20 protein-coding genes are annotated in these 22,905 nt (G+C 62.7%); 12 read left to right on the top strand and 8 right to left on the bottom strand.

Annotation, left to right across the window (positions count from 1 at the left end):
• Nucleotides 1-4 precede the first annotated feature (4 nt).
• Nucleotides 5-1,471 (bottom strand): MFS transporter, encoded by a 1,467-nt coding sequence (locus O987_RS14845; protein WP_043376507.1) that lies wholly within the window; start codon nt 1,469-1,471, stop codon nt 5-7.
• Between the two features lie 197 nt (nt 1,472-1,668).
• On the opposite strand from O987_RS14845, the gene O987_RS14850 reads away from it, so the two are divergent.
• On the top strand, nt 1,669-2,559 hold the full coding sequence (locus O987_RS14850) for a LysR family transcriptional regulator (protein WP_043373153.1): 891 nt from the start codon (nt 1,669-1,671) through the stop codon (nt 2,557-2,559).
• Nucleotides 2,560-2,594: 35 nt separating this feature from the next.
• Here O987_RS14850 and O987_RS14855 read toward each other — a convergent pair whose 3' ends face one another.
• Nucleotides 2,595-3,782 carry an MFS transporter gene (locus O987_RS14855; RefSeq protein ID WP_043373155.1) on the bottom strand — a complete coding sequence of 396 codons (1,188 nt, stop codon included), beginning with the start codon at nt 3,780-3,782 and terminating at the stop codon, nt 2,595-2,597.
• A 725-nt stretch (nt 3,783-4,507) separates the two neighbouring features.
• Here O987_RS14855 and O987_RS14860 point away from each other — a divergent pair.
• The 6 genes from O987_RS14860 to O987_RS14885 all read left to right on the top strand — a co-directional run bounded on the left by O987_RS14860 (nt 4,508) and on the right by O987_RS14885 (nt 12,215).
• The gene (locus O987_RS14860; protein ID WP_019042564.1) at nt 4,508-5,983 is read left to right on the top strand and encodes an amino acid permease; all 1,476 of its coding nucleotides are present in this window, start codon (nt 4,508-4,510) and stop codon (nt 5,981-5,983) included.
• A gap of 182 nt (nt 5,984-6,165) precedes the next feature.
• Nucleotides 6,166-7,542, top strand: coding sequence for a DUF1329 domain-containing protein (locus O987_RS14865; RefSeq protein WP_043373158.1), 1,377 nt, complete (start codon nt 6,166-6,168; stop codon nt 7,540-7,542).
• Between the two features lie 441 nt (nt 7,543-7,983).
• A complete protein-coding gene (locus tag O987_RS14870; RefSeq protein ID WP_043376510.1) occupies nt 7,984-9,696 on the top strand; it encodes a SulP family inorganic anion transporter in 1,713 nt (570 codons plus the stop codon).
• A gap of 43 nt (nt 9,697-9,739) precedes the next feature.
• Nucleotides 9,740-10,534: a GGDEF domain-containing protein gene (locus tag O987_RS14875; protein WP_003054753.1), complete on the top strand. Its 795-nt coding sequence runs from the start codon at nt 9,740-9,742 to the stop codon at nt 10,532-10,534.
• 4 nt (nt 10,535-10,538) lie between these two features.
• A complete protein-coding gene (locus O987_RS14880; RefSeq protein ID WP_003054751.1) occupies nt 10,539-11,390 on the top strand; it encodes a MinD/ParA family protein in 852 nt (283 codons plus the stop codon).
• A 51-nt stretch (nt 11,391-11,441) separates the two neighbouring features.
• On the top strand, nt 11,442-12,215 hold the full coding sequence (locus O987_RS14885) for a sulfurtransferase (protein ID WP_043376514.1): 774 nt from the start codon (nt 11,442-11,444) through the stop codon (nt 12,213-12,215).
• Between the two features lie 135 nt (nt 12,216-12,350).
• Here the strand turns inward: O987_RS14885 and O987_RS14890 are convergent, their stop codons facing one another.
• The 3 genes from O987_RS14890 to O987_RS14900 all read right to left on the bottom strand — a co-directional run bounded on the left by O987_RS14890 (nt 12,351) and on the right by O987_RS14900 (nt 14,259).
• Complete coding sequence (locus tag O987_RS14890; RefSeq protein WP_043376517.1) at nt 12,351-12,905, bottom strand: flavodoxin family protein; 555 nt, start codon at nt 12,903-12,905, stop codon at nt 12,351-12,353.
• Nucleotides 12,906-13,075: 170 nt separating this feature from the next.
• Nucleotides 13,076-13,483 carry a DoxX family protein gene (locus O987_RS14895; protein WP_043373160.1) on the bottom strand — a complete coding sequence of 136 codons (408 nt, stop codon included), beginning with the start codon at nt 13,481-13,483 and terminating at the stop codon, nt 13,076-13,078.
• Between the two features lie 74 nt (nt 13,484-13,557).
• The gene (locus O987_RS14900; protein ID WP_043373161.1) at nt 13,558-14,259 is read right to left on the bottom strand and encodes a pirin family protein; all 702 of its coding nucleotides are present in this window, start codon (nt 14,257-14,259) and stop codon (nt 13,558-13,560) included.
• A 121-nt stretch (nt 14,260-14,380) separates the two neighbouring features.
• On the opposite strand from O987_RS14900, the gene O987_RS14905 reads away from it, so the two are divergent.
• The 4 genes from O987_RS14905 to trmB all read left to right on the top strand — a co-directional run bounded on the left by O987_RS14905 (nt 14,381) and on the right by trmB (nt 18,434).
• Nucleotides 14,381-15,319: a LysR family transcriptional regulator gene (locus tag O987_RS14905; protein WP_043373163.1), complete on the top strand. Its 939-nt coding sequence runs from the start codon at nt 14,381-14,383 to the stop codon at nt 15,317-15,319.
• 134 nt (nt 15,320-15,453) lie between these two features.
• Entirely contained in the window at nt 15,454-16,569 is a 1,116-nt protein-coding gene (locus O987_RS14910) for an NAD(P)/FAD-dependent oxidoreductase (RefSeq protein ID WP_003054741.1), read from the top strand.
• A 42-nt stretch (nt 16,570-16,611) separates the two neighbouring features.
• Nucleotides 16,612-17,670 carry a tRNA glutamyl-Q(34) synthetase GluQRS gene (gene gluQRS / locus O987_RS14915; RefSeq protein ID WP_043373165.1) on the top strand — a complete coding sequence of 353 codons (1,059 nt, stop codon included), beginning with the start codon at nt 16,612-16,614 and terminating at the stop codon, nt 17,668-17,670.
• Between the two features lie 29 nt (nt 17,671-17,699).
• Nucleotides 17,700-18,434 (top strand): tRNA (guanosine(46)-N7)-methyltransferase TrmB, encoded by a 735-nt coding sequence (gene trmB, locus O987_RS14920; RefSeq protein WP_003074922.1) that lies wholly within the window; start codon nt 17,700-17,702, stop codon nt 18,432-18,434.
• A gap of 230 nt (nt 18,435-18,664) precedes the next feature.
• On the opposite strand, the gene alaS is transcribed toward trmB, so the two are convergent.
• Nucleotides 18,665-21,289 (bottom strand): alanine--tRNA ligase, encoded by a 2,625-nt coding sequence (gene alaS, locus O987_RS14925; RefSeq protein WP_043373167.1) that lies wholly within the window; start codon nt 21,287-21,289, stop codon nt 18,665-18,667.
• 210 nt (nt 21,290-21,499) lie between these two features.
• On the opposite strand from alaS, the gene O987_RS14930 reads away from it, so the two are divergent.
• Nucleotides 21,500-21,793, top strand: a complete 294-nt coding sequence (locus O987_RS14930) for a hypothetical protein (RefSeq protein ID WP_043004996.1) — start codon at nt 21,500-21,502, stop codon at nt 21,791-21,793.
• A gap of 58 nt (nt 21,794-21,851) precedes the next feature.
• Here the strand turns inward: O987_RS14930 and O987_RS14935 are convergent, their stop codons facing one another.
• Together O987_RS14935 and smpB are read right to left on the bottom strand one after the other, a co-directional pair.
• Complete coding sequence (locus O987_RS14935; protein WP_043373170.1) at nt 21,852-22,250, bottom strand: DUF4259 domain-containing protein; 399 nt, start codon at nt 22,248-22,250, stop codon at nt 21,852-21,854.
• A gap of 103 nt (nt 22,251-22,353) precedes the next feature.
• The gene (gene smpB, locus O987_RS14940) at nt 22,354-22,827 is read right to left on the bottom strand and encodes an SsrA-binding protein SmpB (RefSeq protein WP_003054725.1); all 474 of its coding nucleotides are present in this window, start codon (nt 22,825-22,827) and stop codon (nt 22,354-22,356) included.
• Between the last annotated feature and the right edge of the window lie 78 nt (nt 22,828-22,905).

Below are 22,905 nucleotides of genomic sequence, written 5' to 3' on the forward strand. Positions count from 1 at the left end.
CAACTCAGCCAAGCTGAGGCTTCGGCTCATGAACCAGCGGCCTGCGCCCCATGAGCGCACAGACCAGCAAGGCCACCAGAGCAATCAGCGCGGTGCCCCATTCCGCATTCTGCAGACCCAGGGCATTGGCCTGCTGCAGCGCCTGGGCACTTGCCGAACCCGTGGCCTGCACCTGAGCCACCGGCACGGCTGCCACCATCACCAGCACGGCCAGCCCCAGTGCCGCCCCCACCTGCTGGGCCGTGGCGGCCACACCGGAAGCCACCCCCTGGTGCTGCGGCGCAATGCCCTCGCCCACCAAAACCCACATGCCGGTCCAGCTGGCACCCTGGCCTATGCTCATCACGATGAAGCCCGGCACCAGCCACCAGTAATTGCCGGCCAGCGGCAGCACGGCGGCGGTCCAGACCAGGCCCGCCAGTCCTGCAGCCCAGCCGCCCATCAGCACAAAGCGGGCGCTGTGGCGCGCCAGACCGCGCTCGGCGCAGCGAATACCCACGGCACAGGCGATGGTGGGCAGCACAAAGGCCAGCCCGGCCTGCAGCGGGCTCCAGCCCAGCACCTGCTGAAAGTACAAACCCAGAAAGTAGTACTGCACGCCGTAGCAGCTCATGAACAGCAGTGTCAGCAGCATGGCATGCCGCAGGCTGCGTACCTTCAGCATGACCAGCGGCACCAGCGGCGCGCCCACCTGTTTTTCAATGACAAAGAATGCCGTCAGCGCCAACGCAGCCAGCAGCACCAACGCCAGCGTACGCCCGTCCAGCCAGCCCCATTGCGGGCCTTGCACCAGGGCCGTGACCAGCAGACAGCTGCCCAGCGTCACGCTGATGCAACCGGCCACATCAAAGCGGCGCTGATGACGCGGCACGCAGGGCATCGCAGGCAGGTAGCGCAGCGCAGCTACAGCACAAGGCCAGGCAATCGGCACCAAGACCCACAGCACCCACTTCCAGCCCAGTAACTGGGTCAGCACGCCGCCCAGCAAGGCCCCAGCCGCCAGGCCCCCGGCGCTGGCCGTGCTCCACACGGCCAGCGCCCGATTGCGCTCGGCACCGGGGCGATACAAGATGTTGATCATGGCCAGTGTGGCCGGGAACAGCAGCGCCGCCCCCACGCCCTGGGCCGCACGCGCCGCGATCAGCAGCCAGGCGTCGGTGGCAAAGCCACCGGCCAGTGACGCCAGCCCGAACAAGGCCATGGCTGCTATGTACATGCGGCGCTGGCCGAGCAAGTCGGCGCAGCGCCCGCCCAGCAACAGGCAACCGCCAAAAGCCACGCTATAGCCGCTGATCACCCACTGCAGATGGTGGGCAGGCAGTTGCAGGTGCTGGCCCATGGAGTCCAGCGCCACAAACACAATCGTCGCATCCAGCGCAATCAACAACTGCGCCAGCGACAACAGGACCAGCGCTGCACGCGGATAGCGCAGGCTGGGCAGGGCTGGCAACTTGTCTTTCTCTTGATCCATCACATCGGTCCTCATTCTCGAAAAGGAGCGGCTGCTCGCCTCATCGCTGCGGCGGGCGTGAGTGCTCCAAAGCGTGCTGCATTGCAGGTACAGCGTGAATGACCGGTCAGGCAGACATCGTATTTAATTCAAGGATGTAGATAAACATGAAAATCATGTTTAATTTATGCATATACGCATTAATCTGCAGAAGAACCATGGATCTGAATGCCGTACAAATGCTCATCAAGGTGGCCGAGTGCAAAAGCTTTACCCAGGCCGCACATATTCTGGGGACCACGCAGTCCCGCATCTCGCGGGCGATTGCTCAACTGGAGGCCGACCTGGGCACTCGGCTGCTGCATCGCAATACGCGCAATGTCTCGCTCACGCCCGACGGCTTCACTCTGGTGGACCACAGCACCGCGCTGATTGCCGGGCTTGAGGAAGCGCGCCAGCTCCTGCTGGACCGGCGCTGCGAACCCACTGGCGTGCTGCGCATGACCGCACCCTCGGTGCTGGGGCGGGTGGTGCTCACGCCGCTGCTGGGGCCCATGATGGATCGCTATCCGGGCCTGCAGATCGACGCCAGCTTTACCGACAGGGTGGTGGACATGGTGGACGAAGGCTTTGACGCAGCCGTGCGCATAGGCCCTCTGGCCGACAGCCGCATGATTGCGCGCCGCCTGCCGCCGCTGCGCTGGGTGACCGTGGTCGCACCCAGCTATCTGCAAGCCCATGGCGCACCGCATACGCTGCAAGAGCTGGCCCGGCACCGCTGCCTGTCGGTCTACAACCACTACCTGGGATTCAAGGTTCCCTGGCAGTTCAAGGCCGAAGGGCAAGAGCCGCTGGACTGGATGCCCCCGCAGTCCATCAGCTTCGACAGCGGCGACCCTTTGGTCGAGGGCTCACTGGCCGGTCTGGGCGTGGCCCAGGTCATGGAGTTTGCCGTGCGCGAGCACATTGCCAGTGCACGGCTCATACCCGTGCTGACCGAGCTCGAAGGCCGCAGCCGCGAGCTGTCTCTGGTCTACCCGCGCACCCGCCATGCCTCGCCCAAAGTCAAGGCGCTGACCCAGATGCTGCTGGAGCAGGCGCGCTGGTAAGCGACAGGCCGCAGCCGCTCGGAACGGCAGCACCGTCAAACCTTGCGAACGGCACTCTCGCCAGCCGCTTGCGCCGCAGGACTGCGGCCGGCCTTGCCCAGCCAGACCAGGCCCAGACCGCCTGCAGCCAGCGCAGCGCCCACCAGCGGCACGGCCGCATATCCCAGGCCCTGACCGATGACGAAGCCGCCCAACGCAGCGCCCACCGCATTGCCCAGATTGAATGCCCCCACATTGACCGATGAAGCCAGGCCCGGCGCCTGCGCTGCGGCCTGCATGACCCGCATCTGCACTGGCGGCACGATGCCAAAGGCCGCAGCGCCCCAGACCACCAGACCGATGGCCGCCCCCAGATGGGTGGTCATGACCAGCGGCAGCAAGGCCATGATGATGGCGAGCAGCGCCAGAATGATCTTGGTGGCACCGTCCAGCGACCAGTCGGCCAGCTTGCCGCCCAGCGTATTGCCCAGCGTGAACCCGATGCCGATCAGCACCAGGGCAAAGGCCACAAAGCCGGGGCTGGCGTGCGTGATCTCGGCCAGCACGGGTGCCACATAGGTATAGAGCGCAAACATGGCGCCGGCCCCCAGCACCGTGGTGCCCATGGCCAGCAGCACTTCGGGGCGTGCCAGCACCTTCAGTTCGCGGCGCACGTCGGGGCGTGTGCCCGGTTCGCCCTTGGGCAGTGCCAGCCACAACGCAGCAATGGTGATCAGGCCCAGCACGGCCGTGCCGCCAAAAGCCAGGCGCCAGCCCACTTGCTGGCCGATCCAGGTCGCAGCGGGCACGCCACCGATATTGGCAATCGTCAGGCCCATGAACATCGCGGCAATCGCGCTGGCCTGCTTGTCCCTGGGCACCACGCTCGCTGCCACCACGGCACCGATGCCGAAGAAAGCGCCGTGGTTGAGACTGGTGACCAGACGCGACAGCAGCAGCGTGGTATAGCCCGGGGCAAAGGCCGACAGTAGATTACCCATGGTGAACAGCACCATCAGGCCCATCAGCGCAGCCCGTTTGCCAAAACGGCTGAAAAGCAGCGTCATGACCGGAGCCCCCAGCATGACACCCACGGCATAGGCCGAGACCAGCATGCCCGCCGTGGGAATGCTGACCTGCACCCCATCGGCAATCACGGGCAGCAATCCCATGGGAGTGAACTCGGTCGTGCCAATGGCAAAAGCGCCAACGGCAAGGGCAAATAAGGCGGCAGATGATTTCATAGCCCGCAGTGTGCCGGCTTCATCTTTGCCGATTAAGCCCTGTATTCAATAAATTCTCTTGAATTGAATTCAAAAATAGAAATACTCACGAAACCATCACCGGCACACTGCAGCCTGTTTCGGCCGGGATGCTCAGATGGCATCTTGCAACTGCCGGGGACTGCCGATCTACTCCACCGCCCGCATGCAGGCACAGCCGGAAGAACAGCGCCAGACCGCGCAGCCGCGTCGTGGCAGCATGCAAGTTGCAGGCTCTGTGTTGCTGCCGCCGTTAAAACCGAGGTCTGGCAAATCGGGCTGCGGAAAAATCACCGACGCTCCAGGCTCGCTGCAGCCTCTACCGGCTGGCCGAAAGACCGCTGTCGGTCCGTGCTTTGCCTCGATCCGTTGCGTCCATGCCACCATTTGTGCGCCACCGCTCCATGCAAAGCCAATGCCGCCCACAAGAGGCAGCCACCGGACCGAGCCCGTAAACCCATAAAAAACAGATACTTGGAAGAATTCCAGCCAATTCGCTGCACTTCATGACAACCCGAAGCGCACGCACCGCCCATAAATCCCTCACAATCTGCACCCACTGAACGGCAATGAGTGTCATCGCCGATCGCGCACGCCGCGTTGTTATCCCAGGGCCGGCCGTGCAGAACCACAATAATGCAAGCCATGACAACGGCCTTAGCCAGCCTGTTTCCCCTTGTCATGTCCTGCCAGAAAATCTCGTATTCATGAGCGACAGCGAATCCACTGCAGCAACCGGCCAGTTGCACCGTTCCCTCAAGGCCCGTCATATGTCGATGATCGCCATCGGCGGCTCCATCGGCACCGGCCTTTTTGTCGCCTCCGGCGCAACCATCTCCCAGGCAGGCCCAGGCGGCGCCTTGCTGGCCTACATGATCGTGGGCCTGATGGTCTATTTCCTGATGACCAGTCTGGGCGAGATGGCCGCCCACATGCCCGTCTCCGGCTCTTTTGCCACCTATGGCGCCAAGTACGTGGATGAAGGTTTCGGCTTCGCGCTGGGCTGGAACTACTGGTACAACTGGGCCGTGACCATTGCAGTGGATCTGGTGGCCGCACAGCTGGTGATGGCCTACTGGTTCCCGGGCACCAACGGAGTGCTCTGGAGTGCGCTGTTTCTGGCCCTGATGTTCGGCCTCAACGCACTGTCGGCCAAGGGCTTTGGCGAATCCGAATTCTGGTTCGCCGCCATCAAGGTGACCACGGTGCTGGTATTTATTGGCATCGGCGTGCTGATGATCTTCGGCATTCTGCAAGGCGGCGCACCTGACGGAATCTGGGGCAATATTGCCAACCTGAGCACGGGCGACGCCCCGTTTGCAGGCGGCTTTGCGGCCTTGATCGGCGTGGCCATGGTGGTGGGCTTTTCCTTCCAGGGCACGGAGCTGATCGGTATCGCCGCCGGCGAGTCCGAAGATCCCGCCAAGAATGTACCCAAGGCCGTGCGCAAGGTGTTCTGGCGCATTTTGCTGTTCTACGTCTTTGCCATCCTCATCATCGGCTTGCTGATTCCCTACACCGATCCCAAGCTGCTGCGCAACGACCTGGGCGATATCGCCGTCAGCCCATTCACGCTGGTGTTCGAGCGTGCCGGCCTGCTGGGCGCCGCAGCCGTGATGAATGCCGTGGTGCTGACCTCGGTGCTGTCGGCCGGCAACTCCGGCATGTATGCCTCCACCCGCATGCTCTATGCGCTGGCCAAGCAAGGCATGGCGCCCAAGGTGTTCGCCCAGGTCAACACGCGTGGCGTGCCCGTGCTGGCCTTGATCGCCACCACCGTGATCGCCGCCCTGTGCTTTCTGACCAATATCTTCAGCCCCGAAGTGGTATACATCTGGCTGCTGAATCTGTCCGGCATGTGCGGCTTCGTTGCCTGGCTGGGCATTGCCATCAGCCACTATCGTTTCCGCAAGGGCTGCGAGGTGCAGAACTACGATATGAACCAGCTGCCCTACAAGGCAGCGGCCTTCCCCTTCGGCCCCATCTTCGCCTTTGTGCTGTGCCTGATCATCACCCTGGGCCAGAACTACGAGAACCTGATCAAGGACCAGATCGACTGGGTCGGCGCCATCGCCACCTATATCGGCCTGCCTCTGTTCCTGGCCATCTGGTTTGGCTACAAATGGGTCAAGGGCACGCGCATCGTCAAATACTCGGAAATGGATCTGAACGGCTCGCGTTAATACCTAGTCATTTTTGATCCCCCCTAAGGGCAGCACCGGCAACGGCGCTGCCCTTTTTGCATCATGGGCCGGCCCCGGACGCTGCCGATTAGTCTCAACAGACGATTCATGTCATGACAAATATCTGAAGAATCGATGCTCGCAGGCAAGAGCCTGCATGGTTTTCACCAGGGAGGAGAGCAATGAAAAACAAGACGATGAATATGGCGCTGCTGCTGTGCATGGGTTTGCTGAGCGCAGGTGCAGCCTGTGCCAAGGTTCCCGCCGCCGAGGCCGACAAGCTGGGCAAGGAGCTGACCTGCACGGGCGCCATCAGGGCCGGCAATGCCGACGGCAGCATTCCGCCCTTCACGGGCAAGATCCTGGGTGTGCCGCCCGGCGTCAAGTTCACCAGGTCCGTGGGACAGTTCCAGCCCGATATCTATGCCCACGAGAAGCCGCTGTTCGAAATCACGGCCGCCAATATGGCGCAGTACGGCGACAAGCTCAGTGAAGGCCAGAAGGCGCTGCTTGGCAAATTCCCTGCCAGCATGCGCATTCCCGTCTATCCGGGCCACCGCGACTTCCGCTATGACGACGATATCTGCGCCGTCGCCAAGCGCAACGCTCAGGAAGCCGAAATCACCAACGACGGCAACGGCGTCAAGGGCTATATGGGCGCCCTTCCCTTCCCCATTCCGAAGAGCGGCGTGGAGCTGCTCTGGAACAACCTCATGCCCAGCCGCGCCAGCACCGAAGAGGTGGAACGCGACATGGCACTGGTGGGCGCAGGCGGTGATATCGCCTGGGGCCGCACCAGCTACATCCAGCTCAGCCGCTATGACTCCAAGGAAAACCTGGGCAAGCCCAACGAAGGCAAGTACGCCTATGTGACCAACTTCTCCATCCTGCCCGAGCGCGAAAAAGGCGGCGTGATCCTGTCCATCGAGCCCATGAACTTCGGCACGGACAAGCGCCTGGCCTGGAACTACGACCCCGGCACCCGCCGCGTGCGCCAGCTGCCCGAGTTCGGCTATGACCAACCCTCCCCGGGCACCAGCGGCAAGGCGACCATCGACTCCGAGCGCCTGTTCAACGGTGGCTCCGAGCGCTATGAGTGGACCATGCACGGCAAGCGCGAAATGTTCGTTCCTGCCAATACCTTTCGCATCAACCAGCCGCTGAAGTACGCCGATCTGCTCAAGCCCGGCCACCCCAACCCGGCCTACACCCGCTATGAGCTGCGCCGTGTCTGGGTGCTGGAGGGCAAGCTCAAGCCGGGCTTTCGCCACCTGTACTCCAAGCGCGTGATGTTCATCGACGAAGATACCGGCCACGCCGTCTCGGGCGACTTCTACGATGCACGCGGCCAGCTGTGGCAGCACGCCGAGATCAATTACTACTATGCCTACGACATCAGGAAATGGCATGCAGGCACATCGTTCTACTACGACCTGAATGTCGGCTCCTATGTGAGCATGAATCTGGTCCAGGAGCGCCCCAAGGCGCCGATCCTGGGCAAGGACAACCTCAAGCCCAGTCAGTACACCCCCGAAGCGATCCGCAATCTGGGCAACTGATAGACGACAGGTGGCTCAGCCACCGCACGCACCGCACCAAAGGGTGCAAGGAGAGGCCATGGGCCTCTCTTTTTTTATGGCTGCTCCAGCGCCCGAAACTGGCACGCCCCCCGCATAGGCCCGGGCAGCGTGCTAGGATGAAACACGGCGCCGGCATTGAAAACCATGGCGGCTGACGCCGTTTTTCTGTCTTCGAGTCGATTTCAACGTGAGCATCATTCACAAGCAGCCAGCGCCCCACCCGGTCACCTGGCAAAGTCCGGATTCATCGGCCATCCGCCGACACCCTTGCCGCCATCGATGCCATGCGGGCCCGGTTCGGACAACACGTCCCGAGTCCCCCCCCTCGACCCAGGTCGCAGCCTCGCCCTGTTTTAATCTCTGCACAACAAAGCCCGACTAAGCTTGCAGACGGTTTAGTTCGCCGCAATCATGACTTCCATGCAATCCCTGGCCCGATGGCTGCCCTTTCTCGATTGGCCCAAACCTACTTTCGGCCTGCTGCGCGGCGAATTCTGGGCCGGCCTGACCGTGGGCCTGATGCTGCTGCCCCAGGGCGTGGCTTACGCGGCACTGGCCGGCATGCCACTGATCACCGGCATCTACGCCTCCATCATTCCGGCCGCGGTGGCCATTCTCTTCAGCCCCTCGCCACGGCTCGGCGTGGGGCCGACGGCGCTGAGCGCCTTGCTGATCGGCGCCTCCCTGACCGGCATGGCCGAACCGGGCTCGGCCCAATGGGTGGTGCTTGCGGCATGGATGGCGATTCTTTCCGGCCTGGTGCAATGGAGTCTGGGCGTGGTGCGCGCAGGCTGGCTGCTCAACCTGGTCACCTCCCCCGTACTGGCAGGTTTCACCCAGGCAGCGGCCCTGCTGATCCTGGCCTCGCAGCTGCCCACCCTGCTGGGCATGCGTGCTGACTGGTCCACCGTCTGGCACTCGCCGTCCATCTACCTGTTCAGCATCCAGTCCATCGCCTACGGCCTGGTCAGCATGGCTCTTCTGATGCTGGCCAAGAAATGGCGTCCTGCCTTTCCCTCTGCCATTTTCATCATCGGCCTGAGCGGCTTCATCAGCTGGATCACGGGTTTTGCCGATGCGGGCGGCTCCGTGATCGGCCACCTGCCTGCGGGACTGCCCAGCTTCCAATGGCCCGGTATGCTGGACTGGGAACAGTTCGGCGCCCTGGTCATGCCGGTGCTGGTCATCTCCCTGGTCAGCTTTCTGGAGACGGCCTCCAGCGCCCAGGTCGAGCATCAGCAGGCCGGCACACGCTGGAACGAGAACCAGGATCTGATTGCCCAGGGCCTGTCAAAGATCAGCGCCGGCCTGTTCGGCAGCTTTGCCACCAGCGCCTCGTTCTCACGCTCGGCGGTCAATCTGCTCGCCGGTGCCAAGACCGGCTATGCGAATGTCTTTTCCATTTTGCTGGTGGTGGTGGTCGTGCTCTGGTTCATTCCCTGGCTCTACCATGTGCCTCAGGCCACGCTGGCAGCCATCGTGATCACTGCCGTGCTCAACCTGGTCAAGCCCAGCGCGATCCTCAAGCTGTTCAGGGTCTCCAAGGTGGAAGCCAGCATCAGCGTCGCCACACTGGTGCTGACCATCGTCACCGCCCCGCGCATGTACTGGGGGGTGTTTGCGGGCATCATGCTCAGCCAGGCTTACTACCTCTATCACCACCTGCACCCGCGCATCATCGAGATCGGCGAGCATCCCGACGGCAGCCTGCGCAGCCGCCAGCTCTGGCAGTTGCCCGCCCTGGCGCCCAATTTGGTGGCCCTGCGCATGGACGCAGACCTGGACTTCGCCACGGCCACAGCCCTTGAGCGCTACGCGGCCGACGCACTGCAGCAGGCGCCTCAGGCCAAAGACCTGGCCTTGCTGATGCAGTCCATCAACAGCATCGACATCACCGGCGTCGAGACCTTTGCCCGCCTGGAGCGCATGGTTGCCCTGCGCGGTGGCCTGCTGCATGTGGTGGGGCTGAAATTGCCTGCCGAGCAACGGCTGGAGCGTGCCGGCCTGCTGCACCAGAGCGGCAGCCCCATCAGGCTCTACCGCACGGATGCCGACTTTCTGCGAACGCTTGGCAATTTCCCCACAGAACCGCGCCCTGTCAACGCTGACGAAAAGCCTACACCCACAAAATGATAAGGGTCGCTGCTACACTGACGGCCACCATTGATAGCTTGTCGTGACCTCATCCGCCCCCCATCAATCCGTGTTCCTGCGCGATCTGCGCCTTGCCACCGCACACAATCTGGTGACTCGCGCGGGCGGTGGCGATATCCGTCTGCCCACCGACACTCCCACCCATTACCTGCAAGCCCTGATTGATGGCTTGTGCGCTCTGTCATTGCGCGACCCTCTCACGGGACTGGCCAACCGCCGCCATTTCCGCTCCGTGATCGAGCGCGAAATCGACCGCGTGGCCCGCTCGGGCGAGACCGCCCTGCTGCTGATGCTGGACATCGACCACTTCAAGCAGATCAACGACGAGCACGGGCATATCGCCGGCGACATGGTGCTGCAATCGGTGGCACAGACGCTGTCGGAAATCATTCGCCCCATGGACACGCTGGCGCGCTTCGGCGGCGAGGAATTCGCCATAGTGCTGCCGGTCTGCCCCGCGCATCAGGGCCGTGCGGTCGCCGAGCGCCTGCGCCAGGCCATCGAAGACAACTCCATTGCGGTGTCCTCGGGTCAGATGCTGAAGGTCACCGTGAGTATCGGCGGGGTCTATGCCCAGCAATGGATTCGCAGCACGGCGCAACTGTGGACCGAGCGTGCCGATCGCCAGCTCTATCTGGCCAAATCGGCAGGCCGCAACTGCGTCTGCGTCGAGGAACCGCCCGACAGTACGGTGAGTGCCGAGGAAAAAAGCCTGCTTTTCAGCCCTTTGCATGCTGCCTCTTTAGACGAAAATGTTTCCGACAACACAGCACCAGACGTAAACACCGACGCCGCAAGCCAGGTCATAACGCCTTGAGACGATGGACACCTTGGCCCCTCACCCTACTTTGCCCGCTCATATATCCATGGAAGATGCCCTGCGGGCGCCTGGCCGCACCAAGCAGGCCCACATCATTGCCGTCACCAGCGGCAAAGGCGGTGTCGGCAAGACTTTTGTCTCTGCCAATCTGGCTGCGGCTCTGACGCGTCATGGCTTCAACGTGCTGGTACTGGACGCCGATCTGGGCCTGGCCAATCTGGACGTGGTGCTCAACCTCTATCCCAAGGTCACGCTGCACGATGTGTTCACGGGCCGCTCCACGCTGGAAGATGCGATTCTGACCACGCCGGGCGGCTACTCCGTGCTGCTGGCCGGCTCGGGCATGATCGAGTATTCGCGCCTGACGCCCGAGATTCGCTCCCAGTTCATGCGTACGGTGGAGCTGCTGCGCCCGCGCTACGACATCATCCTGCTCGACACCGGCGCCGGTATCTCCGACGTGGTGCTGTTCTCCGTCTCTCTGGCCACCGAGGTGCTGGTCGTGGCTACGCCCGAGCCCACCTCGCTGACCGATGCCTATGCAGCCATCAAGGTGCTGGCCCTGCAGCAAAAGCGCCAGCAGATCCGTCTGGTCATCAACCAGGCGCAGCGCCCTGGCGATGGCCGCGCCATCACGGGCCAGCTGCAGCAGGTGCTCAACCGCTTCGTGACCACCGATTCCGGTCAGCCGCTACAGCTGACTCACTGGGGCGATATTCCGGTCGACTCCGCCGTGCGCGAAGCCGTGATGCGCCGACAGCTGCTGCTGCAGGCCATGCCCGGAGCACCCGCATCCCTCGCAGTGGCACAGCTGTCCAATAAAATCAAGGCAGAGCTGACGGCCCCGGTCTGAGCTGCATCACCGTCGATGCAGCAGCCGCGCGGCCGCCCCCCGGATATCGACGTGGCCGACATACTCAACATCTCCTGCTACAAATTCACGCCCCTGCCTGATGCCGACCAGTTGCGCCAGACGCTGCTGGAGCGCGCCCATGCCCTGAGCCTCAAGGGCACGGTGCTGCTGGCCGAGGAAGGCATCAACTTTTTCCTGGCCGGCCCTGCCGATGCCGTACGCGGCTTTGTCGAGCAGCTGAAGCAAGACCCGCGTTTTGCCGACCTGACCCCCAAGGAAAGCTGGTCCGAGACCGTGCCCTTTCGCAAAATGCTGGTCAAGGTCAAGAGCGAGATCATCCGCATGGATCATCCCGCCATTCGCCCCGCCCATGGCCGGGCGCCTTCGGTCAGCCCGGTCACGCTGCGCCGCTGGCTGGAGCAAGGCCATGACGACGAGGGCCGCGAGGTGGTGACACTGGACACGCGCAACGACTACGAAGTGGACGAAGGCGCGTTTGCAGGCACGATCGACTGGCGCCTGAGCAAGTTCACCGAATTCCCGCCAGCACTGCGCCAGCACAAGGGCGAATTCGCCGGCAAGACCGTGGTCAGCTACTGCACGGGCGGCATCCGCTGTGAAAAGGCCGCCATCCTGATGCAGGACGAAGGCATCGAAAACGTCTATCAGCTCGAAGGCGGCATCCTCAAGTACTTTGAGGAAACCGACGGCAAGTTCTACGACGGCGGCTGCTTTGTCTTTGACGGCCGCGACTCGCTGGGCACCGATCTGTCGCGCACCGAGCTGGTTCACCCCCGCCCCATAAAAAAGCACTTGATGGAATAAGCCGGCCAGTCTGGGCGACTCTCAAAAAAAAGAGCGGCTAGCGCTTGTCATCAAAGGATTTCAGATACAAATCAATCTTAAATCCAAGATAGAAAAGCGCTAGACGCTTCTTATTCAATAGCAGATCGAAGCTGCTTATCTTGCCCAGCGTGCTGCAGCGCTGGCCACGCGCTCGCCGAACTGGCGTGCGGTCTCCAGATCGCCGGCGGCCATCTCGCCGGCCGATGCATCCGAGGGCGACTGCGCCATGGCGCCGCTGAAGCTTCCCATCCAGTTCACATCATTGCGCTGCGCGGCCTTGGTGTTCGAAGGCAGCAGGCCCAGACCCACCCAGACGCCGCCATGCTGCATGGCCAGGTGGTAGAAATAGTCGAGCGTGACCTGCTTGTCGCCCTGCACGCTGGCGCTATTGCTGAAGCCGGCGAACAGCTTGTCCTTCCAGGCCTGGGCAAACCAGGCCTTGGACGAGGCGTCGGCAAACTTCTTGAACTGCCAGCTCGGTGCCGCCATATAGGTCGGCGCGCCAAAGACGATGGCGTCGGCCGCGGCCAGTTGCTCCCAGCCGCCGTCTGGCAGATTGCCGTCGGCATCGATGGCCAGCAGCTGCGCGCCCGCGCCCTGCGCCACCGACTGCGCCATGCGCTGGGTATGGCCGTAGCCGGAGTGGTAGACCACAACGATAGTGCTCATGATTTCTTCTTTCTTGCTTGCGTCGGCGCGGCCATCCGCGCCGCCATCCTGTTTCTTTGCCAAATAAAGGCCCGCCGGATTGACACCCGGCGGGCCTTGTCTTGCGAGAGCACGCTAGCTTATCAAAGCCTTGGCTGCCCGCGCGCCTTCAGGCGATGCGGCGGCCTCAATCAACTCTTGCGAGCGTCCATGCTCCAGGCGCCTGCCCCATGGGCGGCATAGCCAAGCAGACCACCGACCACAGCGATGTTCTTCCAGAACAGCAGCTGCTGCATCATCGCGGCTTCGGCGGCAACGCCCCAGAAGTTGTGGAAGAAAAAGCTCGCGACGAGCGTGAAGAAACCCAGGATCAGCGCCGCCCAGCGCGTATGCCAGCCCAGCAGGATGGCCAGACCGCCGACGATCTCGATCACCAGGCCCACAGCCACGGCAATCTGGGGCATGGGCATGCCCACCGATGCGGCATAGCCCACGGTGCCGGCAAAGCCGCTGATTTTCTGGATTCCCGCCGGCAGGAACAGCAGGGCGATCAGCACCCGCCCCAGCAGGTCCAGAGGATTTCTGAATTGATTCAACATTTAAAACTCCAGTCATGGCGACCAAGGGTCGCGTTGGCTCATATCCATCATCACAACCCTTGAAATCGTCAGACTCAAGGCTCCAGGTCAAACACCAGAACTTCCGCAGCCCGGCCGTTTGCAAGGCGCAGGTGCTCCTCATTTTCAATAAGTGCAGCGTCGCCGCTTGTCAGCTTTTGTCCATTCACGTCCAGCTCGCCACGCACCAGGTGCACATAGGTCTTGCGGCCGGCTGGCAGGGACACATCCGCAGTCTCCCCTGCGTCGAACAGGCCGGCGTACAAGCGCGCATCGGCATTCATGCTCACCGAACCCTCGGCTCCATCGGGCGAGGCCACCAGGCACAGGCGACCGCGCTTTTGCGCCTCGCTGAAGGTCTTTTGCGCATAGCTGGGCTCGATGCCCGTGCGCGCCGGCAGCAACCAGATCTGCAGAAAATGCGTGGTCTGGTCCTGGGCATAGTTCTGCTCGCTGTGCACCACACCAGAGCCGGCACTCATGCGCTGCACTTCGCCGGGCAGGATGGGGGTTTCATTGCCCATGCTGTCCTTGTGCGAGAGCGCGCCTTCGAGCACATAGCTGATGATTTCCATATCGCGATGGCCGTGGGCACCGAAGCCCGTGCCCGGCGCGATGCGGTCTTCGTTGATCACGCGCAGATTGCCAAACCCCATGTGGCGCGGGTCGTAGTAATCGGCAAACGAAAAGCTGTGATAGGACTTGAGCCAGCCGTGGTCGGCGTAGCCGCGTTCCTGGGATTTGCGCAGAGTCATCATGGTGTGCTTCCTTTCGTTCAAGTCACTGTCTCTATGGGCTCTACTGTAGAAGTCGGCGGCAAAGCTGTGGCTGAACGGCGTTGATGGCATCATTCAAACTGTTTGAATACTCGATCCCACCATGCCCAGCTCCCGCGATGTGCTCACCCCCGACAGCCTGGCCATGCTGCAGGCCATAGCCGAAACCGGCAGCTTTGCCGCTGCCGCACGCTCCCTCGGTCTGGTGCCCAGTGCACTGACCTACCGCGTGCGCCAGATAGAAGATGCGCTCGACGTGCTGCTGTTTGACCGCAGCTCACGCCACGCCCAGGCCACGGAAGCCGGCCAGGCCTTGCTGCACGAGGGCGCCCGGCTGCTGCAGGAGATCGACGCCGTGGCGCACCGCGTCAAGCGTGTGGCCACGGGCTGGGAGCCGCAGCTGACCATCGTGATCGACGGTGCCGTGGCCCGTACGCCCGTCTTCGAGCTGGTCGAAGCCTTTTATGCGCTGAACCCGCCGACCACGCTCAAGCTGCGCGACGGCATTCTCAACGGCACACTGGAAGTGCTGACCAGCGGTCAGGCCGATCTGGCCATTGGCGTGGCGGTCAACACCAGCAATGTCTCGGAGCTGCAGACGCGCGAGATCGGTGAGATGGATTTCGTCTTCGCCGTCGCGCCGCACCATCCGCTGGCCAGGCTCGACGAGCCGCTGTCCGATGAGCTGCTGCTGCAGCACCGCATGGTGGCCGTGGCCGACTCAGGCGTGCGCAGCAACACCAGCTTCGGCCTGGTCAACGGCCAGGACGTGCTCACCGTGGACAGCATGCAGGCCAAGCTGGAAGCACAGATACGCGGCATTGGCGCAGGCTTTCTGCCGCGCGGCATGGTGCAGGCCTATCTGGACGCCGGCCTGCTGGTCACAAGGCAGGTACGGCGCGCCAGCCGCAATCTGCGTCTGCACTATGCCTGGCCTGGCCCGGCCCACCGGACACCCGGGCGCGCGCTGCAATGGTGGCTGACGCAACTCGAGAGTCCTGCCACGCGCAAGGCGCTCATGGAAAACCATCACCGTCAATAAGCTGCAGCGGCTCACAGCCGACATCCGGGAGGTGTAGAGTGAGTTGCGCTGCAACAATTCAGCAAAAGCAGCACTTGCTATCTTTTGGATAGCTGGCTACGCTAGAAGTCAAACGGTGTCGAAAAGGCTTTTTCATGAATGCTTCCCGCACTCGCGCGTCCGCAACTGCCTCTGCTTCTTCCCCCTCCCTGCATCCCGGTGCCAAGCGCATTGCCGTCATCGGTGCAGGTATTGCAGGCTTGGCCTGCGCCCGCACGCTGATGCAGGCCGGACACGACGTTCATGTCTATGAGCGTCTGACCCAGGCTGGCGGGCGCATGCGCTCGGTCAGCGGCCCCTATGGCAGTTTTGACATCGGCGCCCAGTTCTTCACCGTGCGCGACCCACGCTTCAAGCAGGCGCTGGACACCACACCCGGCAGTCTGCGCGCCTGGAGTCTGAACAGCGTTCAGACCCGCAATGCCCAGGGCCGTAGAGTCGACAAGCACGCACCGGTGCGCGAGACCCACTGGGTCGGCATGCCAGACATGCAGTCCCTGCCCCTGGCCTGGGCCGCTCCGCTGTGGGAGGCCGGGCGCCTGCATCTGGGCCAGTCCCTGCGCGCCATGAGCCACCACATTGCCAGCGGCAGCCACCACAGCCGCCATCAATGGTCGCTGATGCTGGATACCGAGGACCACGGCCCGCAGATTGCCGCCGACTTCGATGCCGTGGTGCTGGCGGTGCCGGCGCCCGTGGCCGCGCAACTGCTTCAGACCGCGCCACAGGGAGCGGCGCTGGCCAAGACCCTGGCCCCCGTGGAGATGGCTCCTTGCTGGGCCATGACGCTGTCCTACCCCATGGCGGCTCAGGCCGGCCTGACCACGCTGGGCCCGCAGTGGAATGCGGCGCGCAGCACGCATGAGCGCGTTGCCTGGGTGGCCCGCGAGTCTTCAAAGCCCGGCCGCGCCCAGACCGAGCGCTGGACGATTCACGCCAACCCGCTCTGGTCCAACGAGCACCGCCATGACGACGCCACGCGCGTGCTCTCCAAACTGCAAAAAGCCTTTGGCGAGATCACGGGCATCCGCGTCGCACCGCGCCATGCCAGCGTCTACCTCTGGCAGCATGCCCAGACTCTGGCCCCCCTGGGCAGGCCCTTCAGCCACGATCCCTCGGTAGGTCTGGGCCTGTGCGGCGACTGGTGCATAGGTCTGCGCGTGGAAGATGCTTTTGTCTCTGGGCTCGAAATGGGCCTGGCTCTGGCCTGAGCCTGCTGCGCACAGGGCAAGGGGCGTAAGATGGCGTCCCTCATGTCTGCGGCCCTCTCCCGTCCCTTCACCAGCGCCCCCAGTGCGGGGCCATATATCGGGCGCTTTGCCCCCTCTCCCACCGGACCGCTGCATGCGGGTTCCCTGGTCGCGGCACTGGCCAGCTGGCTGGATGCACGCGCCCACCAAGGACGCTGGCTGATTCGCATCGAAGACATCGATCCGCCACGCTGCCAGCCTGGCGCCGACCTGGAAATCCTGCGCCAGCTGGGCGCCTGCGGCCTGCACTCCGATCTCCCCGTGGTATGGCAGTCGCAGCGCCATGCTCTCTATGAAAAAGCACTGCAGCAACTGCAGGCGCAAAACATGGCCTACGCCTGCGGCTGCACGCGCAAGGACATCGAAGCCGCCTGGCAGGCAAAGGGGCTGACTCACGAGCGGCATGTGGAGCGCCCCTACCCCGGCACCTGCCGCCATGGCCTGCAAGGCAAGCCCGCCAGGGCCTGGCGCTTTGCGCTGGAGCAGCAGGTACATGAACTACAAGAGAATCAAACCAACACTCTTACTCAGCAAGCGCAAGCAGCTACGCAAAGCATAGCAATAAGGCACTCTTGCCTGGAAAGCGTGCGCCCTGTGCTGCACTGGCAGGACCGGCGTCTGGGCCCGCAGCAGCAGAACCTGATCACCAGCGTGGGCGACTTTGTACTGCGCCGGGCGGACGGGCTCTGGGCTTACCAGCTGGCTGTGGTCGTTGACGACGCCGAGCAAGGCATCACCGATGTGGTGCGCGGCGAAGACCTGGCAGACAACACCCCGCGCCAGCTGATGCTGCAGCTCGCCCTGGGCCTGCCCCAGCCGCGCTATCTGCACACGCCGCTGGTTTGCATGGAAAGCGGAGAAAAGCTCTCCAAACAGCATGGCGCACCCGCCGTGGATGTCAGCCAGCCGCTGAGCGTGCTGTCTGCTGCGGCGCAGGAGCTGGGCCTGCCACAAGCGCCTGCAGCCACCACTGGCTGCAACGAAAGCCCCGCAAGCGCCTTGCCTTTGGCGCTGGACTTCTGGCTTCAATGCTGGCGCCAAACCTACAATATCGCCCCGTGACTTCTTCTATTCCAACACCTACCACCGATATGGCCGAAAACGTGCCAGCCGCTGACGCATCCGCAGCATCCCAAGGCCAGGCGCCCGAAGGCGTGGCCTATCCCAAGACCATCAAAAGCTATGTGCGCCGCGCAGGCCGCACCACCACGGGCCAGGCCAAGGCTTTTGAGGAACTGGGTCCGCGCTTCCTGCTGCAATACCAGAAGGCTCCTCTGGACGCCGCAGCCGCCTACGGCCGCGACGGCAAGCTGATTCTGGAGATCGGCTTCGGCATGGGTGAAGCCACGGCCCATATCGCCCGCGTGCGCCCGGACGACAACTTCCTGTGCTGCGAAGTGCACGAGCCCGGCGTGGGCGCGCTGCTCAAGCGCATTGGCGAGCAGGAGATCGAGAACATCCGCATCCTGCAGCACGATGCCGTGGAAGTCATCGACAACATGCTGCCCGAAGCCTCGATCGACGGCGTGCACATCTTCTTCCCCGATCCCTGGCACAAGAAAAAGCACAACAAGCGCCGCCTGATCCAGAGCCCGCTGATCGCCAAGCTGGCCGCTCGCATCAAGCCCGGTGGCTATATCCACTGCGCCACCGACTGGGAGCCCTATGCGGTGCAGATTCTGGAAGTGCTGAACGCAGAACCCATGCTGCAAAACACGGCCGAGAACTACGCCGAAAAGCCCGACTACCGCCCGCTGACCAAGTTCGAAAACCGCGGCATCCGCCTCGGTCATGGCGTCTGGGACCTGGTGTTCAGGAAGAAGTAACCCCCTGAGGCGCTTTGCGCCTTCCCCCTTTTCTCTACGCGCTTCGCGCTAAGGAAAGGGGGACGACACCCTCGGTGCGGGGCGGCCCTTCCTCGGTGTCTCCGACTTGGGTTATGCCAGTTTCCAAGGGTTCGCTCCAACAATAAAAAACGCTCCTCATCGAGGAGCGTTTTGTTTTGGGGCAAGGCAGCCTGGACTGCCTTTTGGTGCTTGCCTTACAGGCGCTAGGCTCAGAGGCGCTCGGCCACCCAGGCCTGCACGCTGGCCAGCGCTGCGGGCACGGCTGCGGCGTCGGTGCCGCCGGCCATGGCCATATCGGGCTTGCCACCGCCCTTGCCGCCCACTTGCTGGGCCACAAAGTTCACCAGCTCTCCGGCCTTGACCTTGGCAGTTTCAGCCTTGGTCACGCCTGCGGCCAGTTGCACCTTGTCGCCGTCCACGGCAGCCAGCACGATCACGGCCGCGCCCAGCTTGTCCTTGAGCTTGTCCATGGTGTCACGCAAGGTCTTGGCATCTGCACCTTCGAGCTTGGCGGCCAGCACCTTGACTCCATTGACGTCGGCAGCCTGCGTGGCCAGCTCGTCGCCCTGGCTCGATGCCAGCTTGCCCTTCAGAGCAGCGATTTCCTTTTCCAGCGCCTTGATCTGATCCAGCGCACCACCGATGCGGTTGGTCAGCTCGGCTGCAGGCGCCTTGAAGGCAGCTGCAGCCTGGTCCACGGTGGATTCCAGCGACTGCAGATAGGCCAGCGCGTTCTCGCCGGTAATGCCTTCGATACGGCGCACGCCAGCGGCCACGCCGGATTCGCCCACCACCTTGAACAGGCCGATGTCGCCGGTACGGCTGACGTGAGTGCCGCCGCAGAGCTCGCGGCTGGAGCCGATGTCCAGCACGCGCACGGTTTCACCGTACTTCTCGCCGAACAGCATCATGGCACCGGTCTTCTGGGCCGACTCGATGTCCATCACGCGCGCATCCGTGGCGGTGTTGGCCAGCACCTCGGCATTCACGCGGGCTTCGATCTCGCGGATCTGCTCGGCTGTCACCGGAGCGTTGTGCGCAAAGTCGAAACGGGTGCGCTCGGCGTTGACCAGCGAGCCCTTTTGCTGCACATGGCCGCCCAGCACTTCGCGCAAGGCCTTGTGCATGATGTGGGTGACCGAGTGGTTGCGCATGGTCGCAGCGCGCACGGCGGTATCCACCTGCGCCTCAACGGCATCGCCCACCTTGAGGCTTCCGGCTTCCAGCACGCCGTGGTGACCGAATACATCGGCCTTGATCTTGAGTGTGTCTTCCACGGCAAAGCGGTTGCCGCCCGCGGCAATCACGCCCTGGTCGCCGACCTGGCCGCCGGATTCGGCATAAAAGGGAGTGGTGTCCAGAACAACCACACCGTTTTGACCAGCTTTCAGCTCGGAAACCGATACACCATCAGCGTACAGCGCTACGATTCTTGCTGCTTCCACCAGCTTGTCATAGCCCACGAAGGTGTTGCCCTGGCCGGTGTATTCCAGCGCGCGGTCCATCTTGAACTTGCCGGCTGCGCGGGCCGTTTCCTTCTGGTGCTGCATGGCGGCATTAAAGCCGGCCTCGTCCACCGTCACGCCACGCTCGCGCGCCACGTCGTTGGACAGGTCCAGCGGGAAACCGTAGGTGTCGTGCAGCTTGAAGGCCACATCGCCAGGCAGCACCTTGACGTCGCCGGCCAGCGCACTGTCCAGAATTTCCATGCCGTTGGCCAGGGTCTCGAAAAAGCGCTCTTCCTCAGCCTTGAGCACGCTGGTGATATGCGCTTCCTGCTCCTTGAGCTTGGGATAGGCGTCGCCCATCTGTACCACCAGATCGGCCACCAGCTTGTGGAAGAAGGGAGTCTTCTGGCCCAGCTTGTAGCCGTGACGGATGGCGCGGCGGATGATGCGGCGCTGCACATAGCCACGACCTTCGTTGGAAGGAATCACGCCGTCGGACACCAGGAAGGAGGTCGCGCGGATATGGTCGGCAATCACCTTCAGCGAAGGAGTGCTCAGATCTTCGGTGTGGGTTTCACGGCCGGCAGCCTTGATCAATGCCTGGAACAGGTCGATCTCGTAGTTGCTGTGCACATGCTGCAGGATGGCAGCCAGACGCTCCAGGCCCATGCCGGTGTCCACGCAGGGTGCGGGCAGCTTCACCACGGAGCCGTCTTCCTTCATGTCGAACTGCATGAACACGTGGTTCCAGATCTCGATGAAGCGGTCGCCATCTTCTTCCGGGCTGCCGGGAGGGCCGCCGGCAATGTGCTCGCCGTGGTCGTAGAAGATTTCCGAGCAGGGGCCGCAGGGACCGGTGTCGGCCATCATCCAGAAGTTGTCGCTCTTGTACTTGCCGCCCTTGTTGTCGCCGATGCGGATGATACGTTCGGCAGGCAGGCCGATGACGTTCTTCCAGATGTCATAGGCCTCGTCGTCTTCGTGATAGACCGTGGCCAGCAGCTTCTCGGCGGGCAGGCCGAAGACCTTGGTCAGCAACTCCCAGCCCCACTCGATGGACTCCTTCTTGAAGTAGTCGCCGAAGGACCAGTTGCCCAGCATCTCGAAGAACGTGTGATGGCGCGCGGTGTAGCCCACGTTTTCCAGGTCGTTGTGCTTGCCACCGGCGCGCAGGCAGGCCTGCACCGATGTTGCACGGTTATAGGGGCGCTTGTCCGTGCCCAGGAACACATCCTTGAACTGCACCATGCCGGAGTTGGTGAACATCAGCGTGGGGTCGTTGCCGGGAACCAGCGAGCTGGACGCAACAACGGTATGGCCCTTGGAAGCGTAGAAATCCAGGAACGTCTTGCGGATGTCCGCAACGGAAAAAGTGGGTGTACTCATGGTGTTTGGTATGAAGACGCCAGCATGACGCCTGCGATCAGTACGGCCCGGCGCTGCTTTTTCAGGAGCTGCGCAGACAGGCAAATCAGCCGAACATTATAGGTTTGCGACTACATACCCGCGCTGCCTTGTGCCGATAACAGCGATCACGAATTTTCATGCGTTGCATTAATGTCTTCATCATCGGCTTGCGGATAATCGGCAGCCACTATGAGCGATACCCCCAAAACCGAGACTTCCAAACCCGATGCCCCTGCCAAAAACCGCCTGGTGGTCTGGCTCATCGCCCTGCCCGTGGTCATCTTTGGCGCGCTCATGCTCGTCGGCCAGTTCATGGACGATCCACTCAGCAAGCAGCGCTGGACGGAGGCTGAAACCATCAAGATCTGCTGGAAGCAGACAGCCAAGCCCGAGGCCGAGCGCAAGACACAGGAGTTCAGGTCCCCCGAAGACTGCGAACGCCTCGAGTTTGACTTCAAGACCCGCTACGGCGAAAACCCCTGAAGCAGCTGCGACGGGGCATGCCCAGGCACCGAGCATGCGTCCTGCGTGACTGGGAGACTTACTCTTCGCCCCAGTCTTCCTCGACGCCCTCTTCCTCTTCTGCAGCGGCCAGAGCGATCATGCGGTCGAAGGTCTCGATGATTGCGACGCGGCGGTCCTGCTTGTAGCCCTCTTCCGGCTCCAGTTCGTCGATGCTCTGATCCCAGGCCTGCAGATAAGTGGCTTTCCATTGCTCCAGCGTCTGCAGATCCGGCCACAGCGGATGCATGCCGCCCTCGGCCATGGCGCACAGCAGCTCGATCCGGCAGGGAACCAGATCGGACTCGGACTCGCCCGCCTGCAAGGCCTCGGGCGAGTCCAGGGCCTCGGCAATTTCATCGATGAGCTGGCCCGTGATATCGGCCAGCCAGTCCAAGGCGGTGTCGTTATCGAAATTGCCGTGCGACCAAGTGCCCATGACCAAACTCCTTGCTGCGATATGTCAGTAAAGCAGGGCCCAACATAGCAGGCCTTGATGTCAGAACTGTGTCAGTCCGGGCAGTCGATCCAGGCGCGGAAGGTCAACGGTTGCGGTTTTTCATCGCGCGCTCCACCTCACGCTTGCCTTCGCGGTCCTTGATCACGTCGCGTTTGTCATGCTCGGCCTTGCCCTTGGCCAGGGCAATCTCGCATTTCACATAACCGTTTTTCCAGTGCAGATTGATGGGCACCAGGGTGTAGCCCTTTTGCTCGACCTTGCCGACAAGGCGCTTGATCTCGTCCTTTTTCAAGAGCAGCTTCTTGATCCGCGCCGAGTCGGGATTGACGTGGGTGGAAGCGGTCTTGAGCGGGTTGATCTGGCAGCCCAGCAGGAACAGCTCGCCGTCCTTGATCAGCACATAGCCATCGGTGAGTTGCACCTTGCCGCTGCGCAAGGCCTTGACCTCCCAGCCGTGCAGCACCATGCCGGCCTCGTGGCGTTCCTCGAAGAAATAGTTGAAAGCTGCTTTTTTATTGTCGGCAATGCGCGACGATGTTTCTGGTTTCTTGGCCATGGAATATTAGTTGCAGGCGGACCGGAGATGAAAGCTCTCCCTACAATACTGGATTGCCGTCTCGCCTCTGAGCGATGA

Origin of the sequence: Comamonas testosteroni TK102, from assembly GCF_000739375.1 — a bacterium.
Classification (GTDB): Bacteria; Pseudomonadota; Gammaproteobacteria; order Burkholderiales; family Burkholderiaceae_C; genus Comamonas; species Comamonas brasiliensis.